This window comes from Halosimplex halobium (assembly GCF_051414055.1).
GTDB lineage: Archaea > Halobacteriota > Halobacteria > Halobacteriales > Haloarculaceae > Halosimplex > Halosimplex halobium.
In genome coordinates, this window is the sequence record NZ_JBLKNX010000004.1 from 85,380 (window position 1) to 101,531 (window position 16,152).

At 71.1% G+C, this 16,152-nt stretch carries 15 protein-coding genes; 5 read left to right on the forward strand and 10 right to left on the reverse strand.

Annotated features, from left to right (window positions below; all coding sequences use genetic code 11):
* Nucleotides 1-151: 151 nt before the first annotated feature.
* Nucleotides 152-1,051: a glycosyltransferase family 2 protein gene (locus tag ACMGFG_RS05180; RefSeq protein WP_436929290.1), complete on the forward strand. Its 900-nt coding sequence runs from the start codon at nt 152-154 to the stop codon at nt 1,049-1,051.
* A 10-nt stretch (nt 1,052-1,061) separates the two neighbouring features.
* Here ACMGFG_RS05180 and ACMGFG_RS05185 read toward each other — a convergent pair whose 3' ends face one another.
* The 5 genes from ACMGFG_RS05185 to ACMGFG_RS24260 form a co-directional block, all read right to left on the reverse strand.
* Nucleotides 1,062-1,724 carry an ABC transporter ATP-binding protein gene (locus ACMGFG_RS05185; protein ID WP_436929291.1) on the reverse strand — a complete coding sequence of 221 codons (663 nt, stop codon included), beginning with the start codon at nt 1,722-1,724 and terminating at the stop codon, nt 1,062-1,064.
* Nucleotides 1,721-3,346 carry a hypothetical protein gene (locus ACMGFG_RS05190; RefSeq protein ID WP_436929292.1) on the reverse strand — a complete coding sequence of 542 codons (1,626 nt, stop codon included), beginning with the start codon at nt 3,344-3,346 and terminating at the stop codon, nt 1,721-1,723. Before ACMGFG_RS05190 ends, ACMGFG_RS05185 begins: the two co-directional genes overlap by 4 nt.
* A complete protein-coding gene (locus tag ACMGFG_RS05195; RefSeq protein ID WP_436929293.1) occupies nt 3,343-6,336 on the reverse strand; it encodes an FtsX-like permease family protein in 2,994 nt (997 codons plus the stop codon). The genes ACMGFG_RS05190 and ACMGFG_RS05195 overlap by 4 nt, the downstream gene beginning before the upstream one ends.
* 97 nt (nt 6,337-6,433) lie before the next feature.
* Nucleotides 6,434-7,132 carry a hypothetical protein gene (locus tag ACMGFG_RS05200; protein WP_436929294.1) on the reverse strand — a complete coding sequence of 233 codons (699 nt, stop codon included), beginning with the start codon at nt 7,130-7,132 and terminating at the stop codon, nt 6,434-6,436.
* 1,076 nt (nt 7,133-8,208) lie between these two features.
* Nucleotides 8,209-8,574: a DUF8008 family protein gene (locus ACMGFG_RS24260; protein ID WP_495849348.1), complete on the reverse strand. Its 366-nt coding sequence runs from the start codon at nt 8,572-8,574 to the stop codon at nt 8,209-8,211.
* On the opposite strand from ACMGFG_RS24260, the gene ACMGFG_RS05210 reads away from it, so the two are divergent.
* Together ACMGFG_RS05210 and ACMGFG_RS05215 are read left to right on the forward strand one after the other, a co-directional pair.
* Nucleotides 8,565-8,903: a hypothetical protein gene (locus tag ACMGFG_RS05210; protein ID WP_436929296.1), complete on the forward strand. Its 339-nt coding sequence runs from the start codon at nt 8,565-8,567 to the stop codon at nt 8,901-8,903. The genes ACMGFG_RS24260 and ACMGFG_RS05210 overlap by 10 nt on opposite strands.
* The gene (locus tag ACMGFG_RS05215) at nt 8,900-10,564 is read left to right on the forward strand and encodes a hypothetical protein (protein WP_436929297.1); all 1,665 of its coding nucleotides are present in this window, start codon (nt 8,900-8,902) and stop codon (nt 10,562-10,564) included. The genes ACMGFG_RS05210 and ACMGFG_RS05215 overlap by 4 nt, the downstream gene beginning before the upstream one ends.
* A gap of 58 nt (nt 10,565-10,622) precedes the next feature.
* Here the strand turns inward: ACMGFG_RS05215 and ACMGFG_RS05220 are convergent, their stop codons facing one another.
* Both ACMGFG_RS05220 and ACMGFG_RS05225 read right to left on the reverse strand, forming a co-directional pair.
* Nucleotides 10,623-11,240, reverse strand: coding sequence for a DUF7504 family protein (locus ACMGFG_RS05220; protein WP_436929298.1), 618 nt, complete (start codon nt 11,238-11,240; stop codon nt 10,623-10,625).
* A gap of 191 nt (nt 11,241-11,431) precedes the next feature.
* On the reverse strand, nt 11,432-12,415 hold the full coding sequence (locus ACMGFG_RS05225; RefSeq protein WP_436929299.1) for a GDP-mannose 4,6-dehydratase: 984 nt from the start codon (nt 12,413-12,415) through the stop codon (nt 11,432-11,434).
* Between the two features lie 138 nt (nt 12,416-12,553).
* Here ACMGFG_RS05225 and mntA point away from each other — a divergent pair, with 138 nt between their 5' ends.
* Together mntA and hepT are read left to right on the forward strand one after the other, a co-directional pair.
* Nucleotides 12,554-12,994, forward strand: a complete 441-nt coding sequence (gene mntA / locus ACMGFG_RS05230) for a type VII toxin-antitoxin system MntA family adenylyltransferase antitoxin (RefSeq protein WP_436929300.1) — start codon at nt 12,554-12,556, stop codon at nt 12,992-12,994.
* A complete protein-coding gene (gene hepT / locus ACMGFG_RS05235) occupies nt 12,991-13,332 on the forward strand; it encodes a type VII toxin-antitoxin system HepT family RNase toxin (protein ID WP_436929301.1) in 342 nt (113 codons plus the stop codon). The genes mntA and hepT overlap by 4 nt, the downstream gene beginning before the upstream one ends.
* A gap of 181 nt (nt 13,333-13,513) precedes the next feature.
* Here the strand turns inward: hepT and ACMGFG_RS05240 are convergent, their stop codons facing one another.
* From ACMGFG_RS05240 to aglF, 3 genes are all read right to left on the reverse strand, one after another.
* Nucleotides 13,514-14,770 (reverse strand): RNA-guided endonuclease TnpB family protein, encoded by a 1,257-nt coding sequence (locus ACMGFG_RS05240; protein ID WP_436929302.1) that lies wholly within the window; start codon nt 14,768-14,770, stop codon nt 13,514-13,516.
* Between the two features lies 1 nt (nt 14,771).
* Complete coding sequence (gene tnpA / locus ACMGFG_RS05245) at nt 14,772-15,164, reverse strand: IS200/IS605 family transposase (protein ID WP_436929303.1); 393 nt, start codon at nt 15,162-15,164, stop codon at nt 14,772-14,774.
* Between the two features lie 152 nt (nt 15,165-15,316).
* Nucleotides 15,317-16,078: a UTP--glucose-1-phosphate uridylyltransferase AglF gene (aglF, locus tag ACMGFG_RS05250; protein ID WP_436929304.1), complete on the reverse strand. Its 762-nt coding sequence runs from the start codon at nt 16,076-16,078 to the stop codon at nt 15,317-15,319.
* Between the last annotated feature and the right edge of the window lie 74 nt (nt 16,079-16,152).

Genomic DNA, 16,152 nt, shown 5'->3' on the forward strand with positions numbered 1-16,152 from the left:
ATTCAATTTTGCCCGGATAATCGAGAGAACGTTGTTGTTTAGGTCGGCCGAAGCGAGCGGCCGAACCGGGGCGTTGATGGGTCCCCGTCCGCGATGTCGGGACGATGCAGCCGGGTCCATCGCGGACGTGTCGGGTGGTCGCGGGGGCGACGTGGACGTGAGTCCCCCGACGAGCGTCGTCGTCCCGGTGTACAACGACCCCGACGGCCTGGAGCGGACCCTGTCGTCGCTCGTCGAGCAGACGGCCGAAGCCTACGAGGTGGTCGTCGCCGACAACGGGTCGACCGACGGAACGGCCGCGGTCGCCCGCGAGTTCGCCGACGGCGAGCGGGTCCGCCACGTCGTCGCGGACGCGGTCCAGAGTTCCTACGCCGCGCGCAACGCCGGTATCGAGGCCGCCGAGGGCGATATCGTCGCCTTCCTCGACGCGGACATGTGGGTCGACGCCGACTACGTGGCGTCGGTCACGCAGGTGATGGAGTCGGGCGACCGCGACTACGTGGGCTGTCGCGTCGAAGTGGTCGGCGACGGCGGGCTCGTCGCCCGCTACCGGCGCGCGACGGGGTTCGACGTGGAGACCTACCTCCGCGAGAAGCGGTTCGCGCCGACCTGCTGTCTGGTGACTCGCCGGCGCGTGTTCGACGCCGTCGGCCGCTTCGACGGCCGGTTGCGGTCGAACGGCGACCTGGAGTTCGGCCGGCGCGTGGCCGCGGCGGGGTTCGACCTCGACTACGCCCCCGAGGTGACGGTGTACCACCCGGCCCGGTCGTCGCTCGGCGCGGTCCTCGCCCAGAGCGCGCGCATCGGTCGCGGTCGCGCCGAACTCCGGGCCCGCCACGGCGACCGGTTCGACGTGCGCCACCCGCTGGACCCCCGGCAGTTCCTCCCGGTGAACCCCCTCGCGTTCCGGGACCGGGCGGCCGACGCCGCCGACGGACCCCCCGAGGCGGCCGGCTGGTACCTGGTCGCCTGCCTCCAGAAGTGGGCGCTCGCCGCCGGCCACCTGCGCGAGCGTGCGCTTCTGGAGGCCGACGAGTCAGACCCGCGTTGATTCCGGGCGATCACTCCTCGCGGAGGACGCCGTCTTCGAGCGTGAAGCGGTCGGGGAACCGCTCGCCGAGCTGGGGGTCGTGGCTCACGACGACGAGCGCGGTGTCGAACGTCTCGCGGACGGCGAACAGCGTCTCCAGCACGGCGTCGGTCGTCTCGGGGTCGAGCTGGCCCGTCGGCTCGTCGGCGAGGACGACGCTCGGCCGGTTGGCCAGCGCGCGGGCGATGGCGACCCGCTGGCGCTCGCCGCCCGACAGCGTCGGGGGCGTCCGGTCGGCCAGGTCGGCGATCCCGAGGCGGTCGAACAGCGTGTCGAGCCACGCCTCGTCCACGTCGCCGGCGTGTTCCTGGGGCGCCCGCGCGTTCTCGTAGGCGGTGAGGTCGTCGATGAGTCGGAACGACTGGAAGACGAACCCGAGGTGGTCGCGGCGCAGCGCCGCCCGCTCGCGCTCGGAGACCGACGCGGCGTCGGTCCCGCGAACGACGACCGACCCCGAATCGGGCGTCGCGAGCAGGCCGAGCACCTCGAACAGCGTCGACTTCCCGGCGCCGCTGGCCCCGCGGACGAGCATCCGCGCGTCGTCGGGGACCTCGACGGAGAGCCCGTCGAGGACGCGCCTGTCGCCGCGGACGACCGACACGTCGCGGGCGGCGAGCACGGGGTCGTCGCTCACGGCGCCACCCCCGCGCCGATGGCGCGACACTCGCCGGGGTGCCACCGGAGGGCGATCGACGAGCCCGCGCCGCCGTCGTAGACGATGTCTCCCGTCACGGTCCACTCCTCGTAGCGCCGCGCTGATAGCTGGACCGGTCCGGTGCCGGTCGGCGCGCCGACGGTCGTCCACGACTCCCGGACCAGCGTCGGGCAGTCTGGGGGCGGGGCCGCGCCGCGGAGCCACGCGGTCGTCGGCGCGTCCGTGACCGCGGCGCCGCGGTAGTTGTACGCGACGTAGGTGAGGTGGTCGTCGGTGGCCCACCCGCCGTCGACGCGCTCGGTCGCGAAGGTCGCGGCGTCGAACTCGTCGGGTTCGGTCACGGGTTCGAACGGGAACGCCGCCAGCCCGGCGAAGGGGTACGGCGCGGAGACGAGCACGGCCGCGGCGACGACGACGACCGCCACCCGCCCGCGGGCCGGCCGGCGGGCGCCGTACCACGCCAGCGCGACCGCCGTCGCGACGGCCAGCCCGAGGTGGAGGTGCGTCGTCGAGCGGACGAACAGATCCAGGTACGCCGGGGTGCGTCCGCCCGTGAGCGCGAACCCCATCGCGGCCAGCGGGCCGACGACGGCGGCGAACATCGCGCGGCCGCGCTCGCTCGCCAGCCGCGGGAGCCCGCCCGCGGCGACGAGGACGACGAGCACCAGCGGGAGCGTGAGCACGACCAGCAGCGGCGAGGTGGTCGCCTCCCCCGGGAAGATCGACACGACGGCGTTGGCGGCGAGGACGGCGACGCCCACGCCGCAGATCGCGAGCGGGAAGCCGCGCTGGACGCGCCGCGGGGCGACATCGAGCCACCGCGCCAGCGCGACCGCGAGGATCACCCAGGCGAGGAAGAGCCCCAGCGAGCCGGAGACGGCCTCGGTCCGGGCCAGGTCGGCGAGTTCGTAGTAGCCGAACGCGAACAGCCAGAACCCGGCGACCCCGGCGGTCCCGCCGACCGCCCGGCGGAGCGTGAACCGGCGGGCGACGGCGAGGGCGACCAGCGTCGTGCCGGCGAGCCCGGCGACGACGGTCGAGAGGTTGTGGCCGAACGGGAGCAGGAGGCCGAGCGCGACGGCCGCGCCGAGCCAGCGCCGCCGGCCCGTGGCCAGCGCCCGGTCGAGCGCGAGGAGGAAACAGGCCAGCAGCGCCAGGCCGTACACCTCGGCGTTGACCGACATTGAACGGAACAGGTAGGGGCCGTTGACCGCCAGGACGAGGCCGGCGACGGCGGCCGCTCCCCGACGATACGGCCGCGGGAGGTCCGCGGTGAGCGACCGGGCGTAGGCCATCGCGACCAGCGCCGGGACGACGCCGAGGCAGGCGACCAGCGGCTGGGCGACGGTCATCGCGTCGAGGCCGACGACCGCGCCGGCCGTCGCAACCAGCGTCACGAAGAGGTACGAGTCGGGCGCCGGCGCCCCGGGCCCGGAGAGCGCCACGCCGTCGGTCGCAAGGACCCGCTCGGCGTCGCTGACGAACACGAACGCGTCCGTGTTGTACGGCAGCGGCGAGAGGTGTAGCGACGACAGCCGGGCGGCCACCACGACCGCGAGGACGGCCGCGACGAGCACCACGTCCGGGCGGCGCGCGCTCACGACTCACCCCCGAACAGCCGCGACGGGTCGACCGAGCTGTACCACCGGGCGACGGCGCCCGCGCTCGCGAGCGCCAGTCCCAGCGACCCCAGGGCGAGCGGGCCGACGACCCCGAGGGGGACGCCCGCGGTCACGCGGACACCGAACACGGTGAACGCCCCGGCCCACGAGAGCGCCCACAGCGCCAGCACCGCGAGTGCGACGCTGGCGAGCGTGGCCGGGACGCCGATGCGGAGGGCGTCGCCGAGCACCAGCCGGCCGACCCGGCGCGGGCCCGCGCCGACGGCCCGGTGGATCCCGATGTCGCCGCGGCGGGCCTGGACGGCGTCGGCGAACGCGGCGACGGTGCTCCCGGTCGTCATCACGACGCCGAGCGCGACCAGCGTCGCCAGCACCAGCCAGATGTTGCCGAACACGCGCGACAGCAGCCCGCTCGTGCCGGCCGCGCCCGAGACGCGGCCGCTCGACGCGAGCGCGCTCGCCAGCCGGTCGTCGCCGGCCACCCGGTAGGCCCGCTCGACGGCGGCGCCGCCCGCGCTCGCCCGGACGGTGTACGTCCCCGGCGGCCTGGGGTCCAGCGTCGCCGTCCGCGTCAGGTCCGCCCCGGGGGACAGCCGGACGGACGCCGAGCGGTCGACGCCCGGGCCGGCGAGCGTGACCGTCCGTTCGAGCGCGCTCGCCCACGGGTTCGTCACCCGGACCCGGGCCGTCGGCTCGGTGAGCGCGCCCGTCTCGTTGGGGACCACGAGCCTGAGCCCCGGCTCCCGGGGAGCGCCGTCGACCAGCCGGATCCGGGTGGTCGCGGCCCGGTCGCCGGCGGTCGCCCGGACCGCGTACGTCCCGGGCGTCTCGGGCAACCGGAGTCGCGCGACCCCGTCCTCGCCGGTTCGGGCCGTCCGGTCGCTGACCGAGACGGTCGCGTCCCCGACACGCTCGCCGGCCAGCGTGCGGACCGGGAGCCGGAGGGTGGTGCCGGGCGGCCCCTCGTCGGGCAGCGGCGGGAGGGTGAGCGTCTCGGGTGCGCGGACGCGGACCTCCCGCGTCGTCGACCCGACGGTCACCCGCCGGACCCCCTCGCCGGCCGCGTCGAACTCGACGGTGACGGTCCGGCGCTCGTCGGGGTCGAGCGACACTTCGGCTCGCTGGGTCCGGTCGCCGAATCGCACGCGGACCGTCCGGGTCGTCCGCTCGGCGCCGACGTTGCGGAGGTGGACCCCGACCGCGACCGTCTCGCCGCGGGCCACCTGGTTCGGCGCGTCCACGCCGAGGACGACGACGCCGTCGGACGACCCGTTCGCGGGGGGTTCGCCGACCCGGACCAGGTTCGCGTAGCCCGGGTACACGTCCGACAGGTGCCGCGCGAGCGGCAGCGAGACGAGGAGGTGGTCGTCGGCCGCGCCGCTCGCGTCGAACGCGCCGACGACGTCGACGGTGGCGACGGCGCGGCTCGTGCTCCCGCCGATGGCGATCGTCTCGCCCGGTTCGACGCCGAGCGTCCCGGCGAGGTCGGCCCCGATCACGGCTTCGTCGGTCCCGTTCGGTGCGCGCCCCGCGACGATGCGGGCGTCCGAGACGGAGCGGTAGGCCTCGAACGACGCACCGCGGGCGGGGAACGGCCGGCCGTCGTGGACGAGAAACAGGAGGATCTCGGCGCTCGCGGACGTGCCGGACTGCCGGAGGGCGTCGGCGTAGCCCGCCGGGACGCTGCTGTCGACGGGGTGGAGCGCGTCCGGCCCGACGATCGTCGCGCTCCCCTGGGTCGCCGTGGCGCCGACGCCGCCGACGACGCTCCCCAGCGAGACGACGACGAGGACGAACGTGACGAACACGGCCAGGGTGGCCGTCGTCGGCACGGCCGCCCCGGCCGGCAGCAGCGACGGCCCGTCGAACCACCCGGGCCCGCCGTCGAAACCGGGCAAGCCGTCGAACCCGAATAGGCGGTCGCCGTCGGGTTTCGGGTCCAGCGGCGCCCCGCGGGTGACCGACCGGGACGCGAGCGCGCCGGCGACGACGCCCACGGCGACGAACGTCGCGCAGACGGCGGCGACGAGCGGCGCGGTCCGCCCGTCGACCGCCAGCGGGAGCCCGACGGGCAGTCCCAGCGTCACCGCGGCGGCCGTCGCCGCGTTCGGCACGACGACGCCGATGGCGTAGCCGAGTGCGACCCCCGCGAGCGTGAGCAATCCGGCGCGGGCGGCGACGACGAGGCCGATGCGCCGCGGGGTCGCGCCGGTCGCCCGGAGGACGACCAGCGCCGCCCGCCGGTCGCGGACGGTCATCCGCGTGACGCTGAACACGACCACGCCGACGAGGACCGCGGCGCTCGCACAGACCACGGCCAGCACGCCGAGCATCTGTCGGGTGCCCGCGAGGAAGAACGCCAGCGCGCCCGTCAGCGGCGTCCCGCTGTCTGGAACCGGTGCGGACGCCGGGCGGACCACGAGCGCCCGGTCGGCGCCCAGTGCCCGGGCGGTCCCCGCGTCGGTGACCAGCCACGAGTCGGGGAACAGAGCCGTCTCCGCGCGGTGGTCGACCGTCCGGTCGAGCGTGGTCTCCTCACCGACGAGCGTGACCGCGTCGCCCGTCACCGGGCCGGCGACGCCGTCGGGTACCGAGACGCCCGCGATCCCGCTCCCGGAGGGCGAGGTCCCGTCGGTGGTCGAAGCGTCGTCAGCAGGCGTGGAGTCGTCAGAACGAGCGGCGTCGTCGGTTCCTCCGGCGGGGACCCCGACGACGGTCCGCGATTCCCCGTCGACCGTGGCGGTCGCCACCGGCAACGCCGTCCCGTCGGCCGGGGCCGCTCCGGGGTCGTCCGTCAGCGCGACCGTCGTCTCGGCCCCGTGTTCGCCGGCGATCGCCGTCGTCTGCCCGGCGACGCCGAGCAACACGAGCACCGCGCCGACCAGGAACGCCGTCGCCACGGCGACGACCAGCACCGCGAGCTGGTCGCGTGCCGACCACCGGGTGACGAGCGCCCGTGCGTAGTTCATCGGGACCGGACTGTCGTTGTCCGACCCCACCGGGGTTCCACCAATATATCTTGCTGTCGAGCCCGCCTCCGCCGGCGAGGCCGCCGCTCCGTCCCGCTCAGCGCCGGAACCCGGGTCCGATCGCCCGGAGGAGGCGATTCACCCGGTCGACGACCGCGGCGAACCGGGGCGATCCGGTCGACGCGTCGGTCGGGGCGTTTGGCTCCGCTTGCGGTGCGTCGGTCCCCGAGTCGGCGTCCGAGTCCGAACCCGCGCCGGTGCCTTCCGAATCCCGGGCGTCGCCGTCGTCGGCCGGTTCGCTCGCCGGCTCGCAGCCGACCGAGATGTTCATCTCCCCCTCGCAGGGGCTGCAGGTCGACGTGTCGAGCGCGTCGCGGACCGCCCGCGCGTCGTCGTAGTGAGTCTCGGCGCAGTCGTTCGGGTTGAGACAGAGCCAACACCCCTCGTCTTTTTTGTACTCGTCCTCGGCGACGTAGCCGACGACGACCTCCCCGTCGCCAGCGGTGTAACAGTGGGCGTCCCAGTCCCAGGGCACGTCCTCGCGCGGCCCCCGCTTCTCCAGCAGCCGGCACTCGTAGCCGTCGTCGACGGCGACGACCGCGTAGTCGCCGTCCGTCCCGCTGCACACCCGCTCGCAGCCGAAGAACTTCCCGTTGTGCGCGCTCGCGGTCCCCGAGAAGGCCGTCACGGCGACGGCCGTCCCGCCCGCCGCCTTCAGCACGGTTCGTCGGTCGACCCGTCTCGGTTTCTCGTCGGTCGCTCCCTGCCCGTCGTGGTCCGGGTTGCTGGTTGTCATCGAGTACGTGCGCCTCGCTTGTTTCGTGTCGACCAGTCGCTCGTGGTTTGTAATGGCGCGACTGAACCTCTCGCAGGCGGTGCTTACCGGTGTGTTCTCGTCGTCCCGGCAGGGAGTGCCAGCGCACCGTGGCTTCCTGGGGCTTCGTCGACCGGTGGGAATGCGCGACCCCCGCGAGTCGGACAGTCGCCTTCGACCCCTCGATCGGTGATGTTCATCCGGACCGACAGTGGGCAACGAGCGGCCGCTCGTCCGGACGGGGCATCGAGTGTGTCAACGTCCGGACTATCTTCGCCGAACCGGCCGCGATCTCCAACCCCCCGAAATTCCCGGATCGGTCGGAACAACCCTGTGTATTCCCTTTGATCGGGCGGTACACCCTGGGCGGATCACCGCTATAATCACGATTTTCGCCCCAATTCGCGCCGAGACACACCCCAAGTCCACCGGTCGAAGCCCGTCGGCTGCAAACCTGTCTCGGCCATATTCACGGTACAGACGCGCTACAGCGGCCGAACCGCTGCACACGCGACTCGCCGAAACATGTCAACACCCCCATCGCGGCGAACCACCGAAATCGGAAATACCTAGCAATAGAGACGCTCTAACACGTGGTATGTGACAATTCAGAATGATTATATGTGTCGGCTGGACGCCAGCCGCCGACCGCGCTCCGTCGGCATTTCGGACAGCTGAGCGACCCTGGGGTGGGTCCAGTCGCTCGCGTCGGCGGGTCTCTGGGTGTCTCGCTTCAGTTCGGAGGATTGTCCGCTATACTAGCGGGGATCGCCCAGCTATGCTATCCGAAATACTTCGACAGTCAGCGCGTGGTACCGGCAACCAGTCGATTAACGAGGGGTGCAGCGATGACACATCGCTGACTAGATTGCACTCCGCGGACAGCTGGTGTCACCGGTGGGTCCAGTCCCGCTCGACCGCGGGGTGAGCCGACGACTGCCGATCGAGACGCGAGACGACGCGCTATCGACGCCGGGCGCACACCCGCGCTCGCTCGATTCGGTCGCGTTCGTCACCCGGTTCGTGCCCGGGCGGGCGGCTGGCTCGCCCCGCGGACGCTACTCACCGGCGACACCAGCTGTCGCCGGGGCTGATGTCTCGGCGTCCGCTGGCTCGTCCGTCGAACGTGTTTCGCCAGGGATTGCTGCGTCCGCTGGCAGCACCACCCGGCGTTCCCTGTCCTGGCGGCCGTCGGCACGTCGCGACCGCAACTCGTCGTACAGCCGGTGGTTCGCCAGGTCCAGCAGCGCGTCGATCGTCCGCCGGGCGAGCTTCGTCGCGTAGTCCCGGCTCACGTCGCCCTCCTGGATCCGGATCCACGTCGCCAGTTCGCCGGCGTCGCGGTACTCCCGGACACCGTTGCACCCCTGGTTCCAGCGGTCGCCAGTGGACTCCTGGCGGGCGTGCCAGCCCTGTGCGGCCAGTCGCTCCGGGCGCGGGGGCGCTGCTCGCGCTGTCGGCCCGGGGGATGCTCGTCTTCTTCGGGATCAGCGTCACCCCCTCGCTCACCCCGGTGCGGCTCGCCCTCGTCGCCGGCGGGGCGCTCGTGCTGGTCGCCGTCGGCGTCGTCGTCCCGGCGCTCGCCCTCGTCCGGCGGCCGCCCGCGTCGCTGTTCGGCGGCGACACCGGCGCCCCCGCCGACTCCGACGCCGGTATCGCACTCCCGGGCGACGAAATCCCCGTCGGATCCGGTGGCGACGCTGCGGTCGGGTCCGGTGACGACCCCGGCGGCACGGAGGGGAGCGAGCCGTGAGCGAGCGCTGGACGCCCCGTCGGACGGCCGCGGCGCTGGCGGCCGTCTTCGCGGTCGGGGTCGCGCTCCGCGCGCTCCCGCTGTGGCAGTCGCCGCTCCCGTTCAACCCCGACGGGCTCGTCCACGCGCGCAACGCCCAGCGGGCCGTCCGGACGGGCCGCCTCCCGCTGGCGGTCATGGCGACCGACGACCTGGGGTTCGGCGCCCTCCTCGCGGTCGCCCAGTCGGTCACCGGCATCCGCAGCGTCGCGCTCGGCCAGCCGCTGATCGCCGCCGTCGGGACCGTCCCCGCGCTGGTCGCCGGCGCGCTCGCCGCGCGGACGAGCCGGCGGCTCGGCCTGGCGCCCGGCCGCGCCCGGTTCGCGGGCGTCCTCGCGGCGCTGCTGCTCGCCGTCGAGGGGATCTACCTCTACCGGTCGATGCCCGTCGACGAGCAGACGCCCGGCCTGTCGCTGCTCGCGGTCGCCGTCCTCGCCACCGCCCTCGCGCTGTGGTCGACCGACCGGCGCTGGTTCCTCGTCGCGCTCCCCGCCGCGCTCGTCCTCCCGCCGCTGCACAACCTCGAGGGGTTCGTCCTCGGGCTGTCGCTGCTGGTCCTCGCCGGGCTCGCGGCGTACCCGCGGACCCGCGGCCGGGCCCCAGCGGGCGTCGCCCTCGCGCTCGCGGTCGGGTTCTGGGCGTACTTCGCGGCCTACAACGTCGGCCTCGCGCGATTCACGCCGGCGCGGATCATCCAGACCGGCCGGCTCACGGCCGCGCCCGGGCTGCTCGTCGCGTGGCTGGTCCTCTCGCTGGTCGTCGTCGTGCTGCTGTCGCGGTCGCGGCCCCGCTCCCAGCGGCTCCTCCTCGCGACCCCGTTTCTCGCGCTGTTCGCCCTGCTGGCCGTCAACCTCCTCGGCCCGGTGTTCCCGGGGACGCCCGCGACGGCGCGGGGGACCCTCCTGCCCGCGCTCCCCCTGCTCGTGCCGACGCTCGTCGCCGTCTGGGCTTCCCCGTACCTCCGCCGTGCGCCGGACGCGAACGCCGCGGTGGTCGCGCTCGCCGCCGGGCCGCTCGCGCTCGTCGGGTTCGCCCTCTCGGCCGCGCTGACGCCGGCGTATCTCGACACGGCGGTCCGAACCCACTGGTTCCTGCACCTCCCGGTGCTCGCCGTCGCGGCGGTCGGCTGCGCCCTCGCCTTCCGGTCGGTCGCGCCCGACCGACAGACCCTGCGGACCGTCGCCGTGGTCGGGCTCGTCGTCGCCGTCGCGGTCAGCATCCCGGTCGCGTTCGCCGGCCTCTCGCTGCACCCCTACAAGGGCGTCACGACGACCGGCGAACTCGCCGCCTCGACGTTCGCCCACGACCACGTCGACGGACCCTGGACGAGCGACAACCACCTCGTCAGGATCACCCGCTACCACGGCGCCCGGATCGACGGGACGGAGACGCCGCTGTACGACTGGGTCCACAACCCCGGCGCGGCGCCGCCCGGCTGCCCGGTCGTCACGAAGTCCACCTGGCCCACGGTCGGCGCGCAGTTCTTCCCGCGGCCGCCCGCGACCGTCGCGCCCGACCGCCTCGCCGACCTGCAGCGTGGCTCACATCGCGTGTACCACGGCGGATCGGCCCAGTCGCTTACCGTGCTCGTCCCGCGGACACCGGGCGGGGCCGACTGCTGAGACAGGTTGCACCGGGCGCTGACGGGCGGGTGGCACCGGGCGCTGACGGGCGGGAGGTCTACCGGGTCGTCCACTCCCCGTCGTCGAACTCGAGGACGGTGTCGAACACCGCGCTCAGTTTCGCGACCGTCTGCTCGTCGTGGGCTTTCGGGTCGATGTGGTAGTGGGCGACGGCGTCGGCCGCCGCGCAGCGGTCGGTGACCACGTCGAGGAACCCGACGGCGTTGTCGACCTCGACGTACTGCAGCAGCGTCGTGAGCGACTGGAAGCAGACGGCGACCGTCTCGGGCGACTCCTCCCACTCGTCGAGACAGTCGGTGACTCTGACCCCGAGACGCGTCAGGTTGTGCGGCGAGTTGACCCGTTCGACCGACCGGTCGGCGTCGGTGCCCGTCTCACCCCCGGAGTCGTCCGACGTGTCGGTGCCGCCTCCCTCCCGGCTTCCATTCGAGCGGGCGTTCGCGTCCACGGTGACGATCCGCATCCGGGTCGGGAAGGCGCCCGCGATCCGCTGCCAGGTGTCGACGTACTCGCCCGGTGACTGGGTGAACAGTACCGAGAGCGCGCGCACGTCGGTCGACCCCTCGGGCGTCAGCAGGTCCAGACAGACGCGCGGCTCCGCACCCGTGAACGACGGGCAGCAGACGAGGACGTTGTCGCCCCGTCGTATTGTCATCTCTGACTGTTCGGTGACCGGACACATGCGCGGATAGTCGTTCATACCCGGCTGTCGGTCATAAAGCTACGTGTCCCCGCAGCCGACGTGGCCTGGTCAACCATGTTCGCGCGCCGGTCCCGCCGGGCCCGCGGCGTCGAACCCGTCCGGCCGAGCCGGTCGCCCCGGGTGACCGCGCGGTCACCGTCGACTCAGGAGTTGCGGACGAGCGGTTCGTACCACTCGCGGTTCGCCCGGTACCACTCGACGAACGCCGCGACGCCCTCGCGGATCGTGTAGGTCGGCTCGTAGCCGATCAGCTCGGCGGCCTTGGACACGTCGGCGTGGCTGTGGTCGGCGTCGACCTCGTAGGCGTCGGTGTACTCCAGGTCGAGGTCGGGCGCCAGCTGGTCGCGGATCTCCTCGGCGAGCGTCTCGATATCGATGTTGTCGGTGCTGCCGACGTTCATCACCTCGCCGTCGGCGGCGTCGGTTTCGAGCAGCGTCCGGTTGGCCGCGAGGATGTCCGCGACGTAGGTCATGTCGCGGGTCTGGGAGCCGTCGCCGTAGATGACCGGCGGCTCGCCGTTCATGCAGCGCGAGACGAAGTTCGAGATGGCCATGTTCGGGCGCATCCGCGGGCCGTAGACGGTGAAATACCGCAGCGCGACCGCGGGGACGCCGTAGCGCTCGGCGTACACCATCGCGTAGCGCTCGCTGGCCAGTTTCGAGGCGCCGTAGGGGCTGATCGGCGTCGTGGGGTGGTCCTCGTCGTAGGGGAGCGAGCGCGGCTTGCCGTACACCGACGAACTGCTGGCGAACACGAGCCGTTCGACCCCGTGGTCGCGGGCGGCGTCCAGCACGTTCAGCGTCCCGTCGACGTTGACCTCGTCGTACTTGCGAGGGCTGTAGTCGGTGCGGACGCCCGCCTGGGCGGCCTGGTGGTAGACGTACTCGGCGTCGGCGACGAGGTCGTCGACGAGTTCGCCGTCGCGCACGTCGCCCTCGACGAGTTCGTAGCTGCCGTCGCTGCCCTCGGCGGCCTCGCGGGCTGTTTCGACGTTGTGCTCCTTGATCCGCGTGTCGTAGTAGGGGTCGAAGTTGTCCAGCACGACCACGTCGTGGCCGTCGCCGGCGAACGTTTCGGCGAGGTGTCCGCCGATGAAGCCGGCCCCACCGGTGACCAGGATTCGCATTGTCGTATCGCTCGCGCGACGGGAGAAAAAGTCATCGGCATGGCGCGGCCCTGTACCGAACGTCCGTCTCACCGGCCCGAATTCTGTCTCTCGCCGGCGCCCCGGTCATTAAATAGAGTCGACCCGTGAGAGACACGCATGGAGCGCATCGGGGAGCTCGATCTCGAGTCTACCGTTCCGGTCCAGCGGCTTCAGTCGCGGCTCGACCAGGCGCCGGTGCGAGTCGCGATCCTGTTCGGCTCCCACGTGACTGGGCGCGCTCACGCCCGGAGCGATGTCGATATCGCCGTCGAGTTCGAGGACATCGAGCCGGGCGACACGGCGTACAACGAGACGTTCTTCGGTCTCAGTGCGGACCTGAGCGGGTTGCTCGGAACAGACGATGTCGACCTCGTCGATATCAGGTCGCTGTCGCCGTCGCTCGCTCGCTCTGTCTTCGATACCGGCGTGCTTCTGGTGGGGTCCGAGGAGCGCGTCGAGACACTGCGCGCGACGCTGGTGAGCGACGACCCGGACGAGCGCTCACCGCACGAACGGTTCGACGACGCGCTCCGCCGGATCGACGAACATCTGGCATGAGCGGCGGGCTCCCCGCGGACCGTCTCCAGCGGATTCTCGACGCCGTCGACACCATCGAGGACTCGCTGGGCGTTCTCGCCCGGAAGCGCCGGACAGTCGACCGCGAGACGTACAAAAACGATTCCGACACCAGAGACGTCGTCGAACGCCGATTCGTGAAGACGACCGAAGCCGCGCTCGACATCGGGACCGTGCTCGTCGTCCACGAACGCGGTCACCCGCCCGAGAGCAATCCCGAGACGATGCAGGCCCTGAGCGACATCGGCGTCCTCTCGGAGGAGTTGGCGGACGAGATGGCCGCCGCGGCGAGGTTCCGGAACGTGCTCGCGCACACGTAGGGCGATGCCATCGAGGACGACATGGTGTACGACGCACTCGAAGATCTAGAGCGGTACCGGTCGTTTCTGGTCTCCGTCCGAGAATATCTCGACGCGATCGGGGCGTTCGACGAGTAACCGGAGCGTCCGGTGACATCCTCCGCGCCGTGAACGGCGCGGCTTCCCTGCATGGGAATACCGGCTAACTACCGGCAGTGGGTTCCAACCCAACCTCTCCGAGCGTCATCTGCCGTGGTTGACTCTGCTCGGTGGGGGTCGCGGCGCTGTCACAGGCGCTCCCATCCCGTGGGATGTCATCGCCCGCCGGTTTCAGCGGCAGGCTCTCACCCCACGGGTCGTGGCGGTCAGCAACATTGACCGCCGCGTTGATGTCTGCGTGATACTCCGACACCCAACACTCGTCGTTCTGACACCGGAACTCATCGCCGTCCCGATATCCGATGTGGCCGCACTCGTGGCACGTCTGCGACGTGTAGGACGGTTCGACGTATTCGACCGGGATGCCAGACTCTCGCGCTTTGTCCTCGATGCGCTCCTGCAAGCGAGCGAACGCCCAGGCGTGGAGGCGTCGGTTCATCCACTCGCCGTAATCGAGGTCTTCGCGGATGTCCGAGAGGTCTTCCAGCACGATCACAGGCTTCTCGAACCGGCGAGCGTACTCGATGGCCTGTCGGGATGCCTTCTCGATGATGTCTGTGAGTGCGTTCTGGTAGTGATCGAATCGCTCGTCAATCCGCCACTGGGCGGCGTCACGCTCTTGCAGCCGCTTGAGCGTCGTGAACATCTCTTTGCGGAGGTTGCGAGCGTGGCCACCGGTGATGAGCAGTGGGTCAGTCGGAGTGCCCTGCTTGCAGGCACAGCCCGCGAGCAGGTGTGCTTCGCCGATGTCGAAGCCAACTGGTGTTACATCGTCGTCGGTGGGTTCGTAGCCCGGATTTTCGACCGGGAACTCGACGGTGACGTGGAGCGTCCACGACGTGCGGTGGCGTTGCAGGCGGAGTTGGCCTGCCGACGCCTCACCGTCCACGAGGTCGTGCCACAGTCCCTCCTGGGCGGGATTAATCCGAAGTGGTATCCAGAAGTTGGTGCCGCGACCGGGCTGTGGCACCCACCACGTAAACTCGTAGTCACGCGCCGCCGAGTGGTCGAACTCGGCAGCTTGGTTGGTGAGCCGAACCGGATGGTCGTCGTCCAACGCCTGTGCGTCGTAGGTGCCGTGCAGTTGCGGGACGTAGTTGCACAGGGCCGCTTTCGACTGATACGGCAGGTCGTAGGGCGTCACCACGTCGCTGGTGGCGGTCATCGTCTCGCACCCGGCCTCGAACGCCTCGTGGAGTCCTGCCCGGTAGGTGTCGAGCAGGTCGCACAGTTTGCGCTTTTTGTGGGCTGTCGGCGGGGCGAGCGTCGCCTCCAGCGTTTTCGTGGTTGTTGCGGTCATGCTACTGGTCGTCCACGTAGTCCATCAGCACGTCGATGCTCACTTGGCCGGTCGTCGCGAGGAGATATCCCGGTTGCCAGAAGGCATCTTCGAGCGTCTGTTTCACCTCCGGGTACTCCTGCCGAATCCGGCGCGAGGTGACACCTTTGAGCGAGTTGATGAACTTCGTGAGGTCGGTGGTGGGTTTGGTCGTGAACAGGATGTGAACGTGATCGGTGCCGCCGTCTACGTTCTTGATGTCGGCCTCAAAGTCCTCTGCAATCTCGTGAGCAACTTCGGCGACGCGCTCCAGTCGCTCATCGGTGAGGATGTCGGCGCGATACTTCGTGACGGTCACGAAGTGGTATTGGAGTGCGTATACCGTATGCGACCCGGATTGCAGGTGATACTCCATTTGGCCTTACCAAATTCAGACACCCAATTTCAATAACTCTTGTGGAGGTGGGTATTCAGTCGAGCAGACCCACGTGGACTGGGGCACCGGGCTTACGCGATTCACGCCCGCCGTGAACGGCGGGATTCTCTCGCTGAACCAAGATAGAGCGCTTACTCCGCGGTGGCGTCGGCCTGGTCGGCGTCGCTGGTGTCGACGACGCCGGCCTCTTCGAGCCGCTGTTCGGCTCTGTCGCGGTCCTCGGGGTAGCCCACGTCGGTGCGCCAGCCGTCCATGCGGATGGCGTCGATAGTCCGCCCGGAGTGGATGAGCAGGTCGATCGCATCCGAGATCTCGTACTCGCCCCGATCGGAGGGCTGGACGAGGTGGCAGGCGTGGAGGATCTCGGGGGTGAACGTGTAGAAGCCGGTCATCACGAGGTTCGACGGCGGGTCGTCGGGCTTCTCGACGACCTCGGTGATCTCGCCGTACTTGTTGGTGTCGCAGACGCCGTAGCGGCTCGCTTCTTCCCAGGGGACTTCCTCGACGAGGAAGGCGGCGTCGGCGCGGGACTCGGCCTGGCGGTTGACCACGTCCTGGAGGTTGGCCTGGAAGATGTTGTCGCCCAGCATCAGCATGAAGTCGTCGTCGATGTGCTCCTCCACAGTGAGGAGGGCGTGGGCCAGGCCCTTCTGCTCGCGCTGGTGGGCGTAGGTGATCGGCACGCCCTCGAACTCGTCCTCGTAGTGCTCGATGATCGCCTGTTTCTTGTAGCCGACGACGACCAGCAGCTCGTCGGCGCCCAGCTCGACCAGCTGCTCGAAGCAGTGTGTGAGGATGGGCTTGCCCGCGACCTCGACCATTCCCTTGGGTTTGTCCTCGGTCAGCGGACGCAGCCGCGTCCCCTCACCGGCGGCCAGCACGACGGCTTGCATACTACCGACTGGTTTGTCATCGCGTAAAACTCTTGCCTGACAGTATTCGGGTTGATACTCGGCGGTTCGTCCGG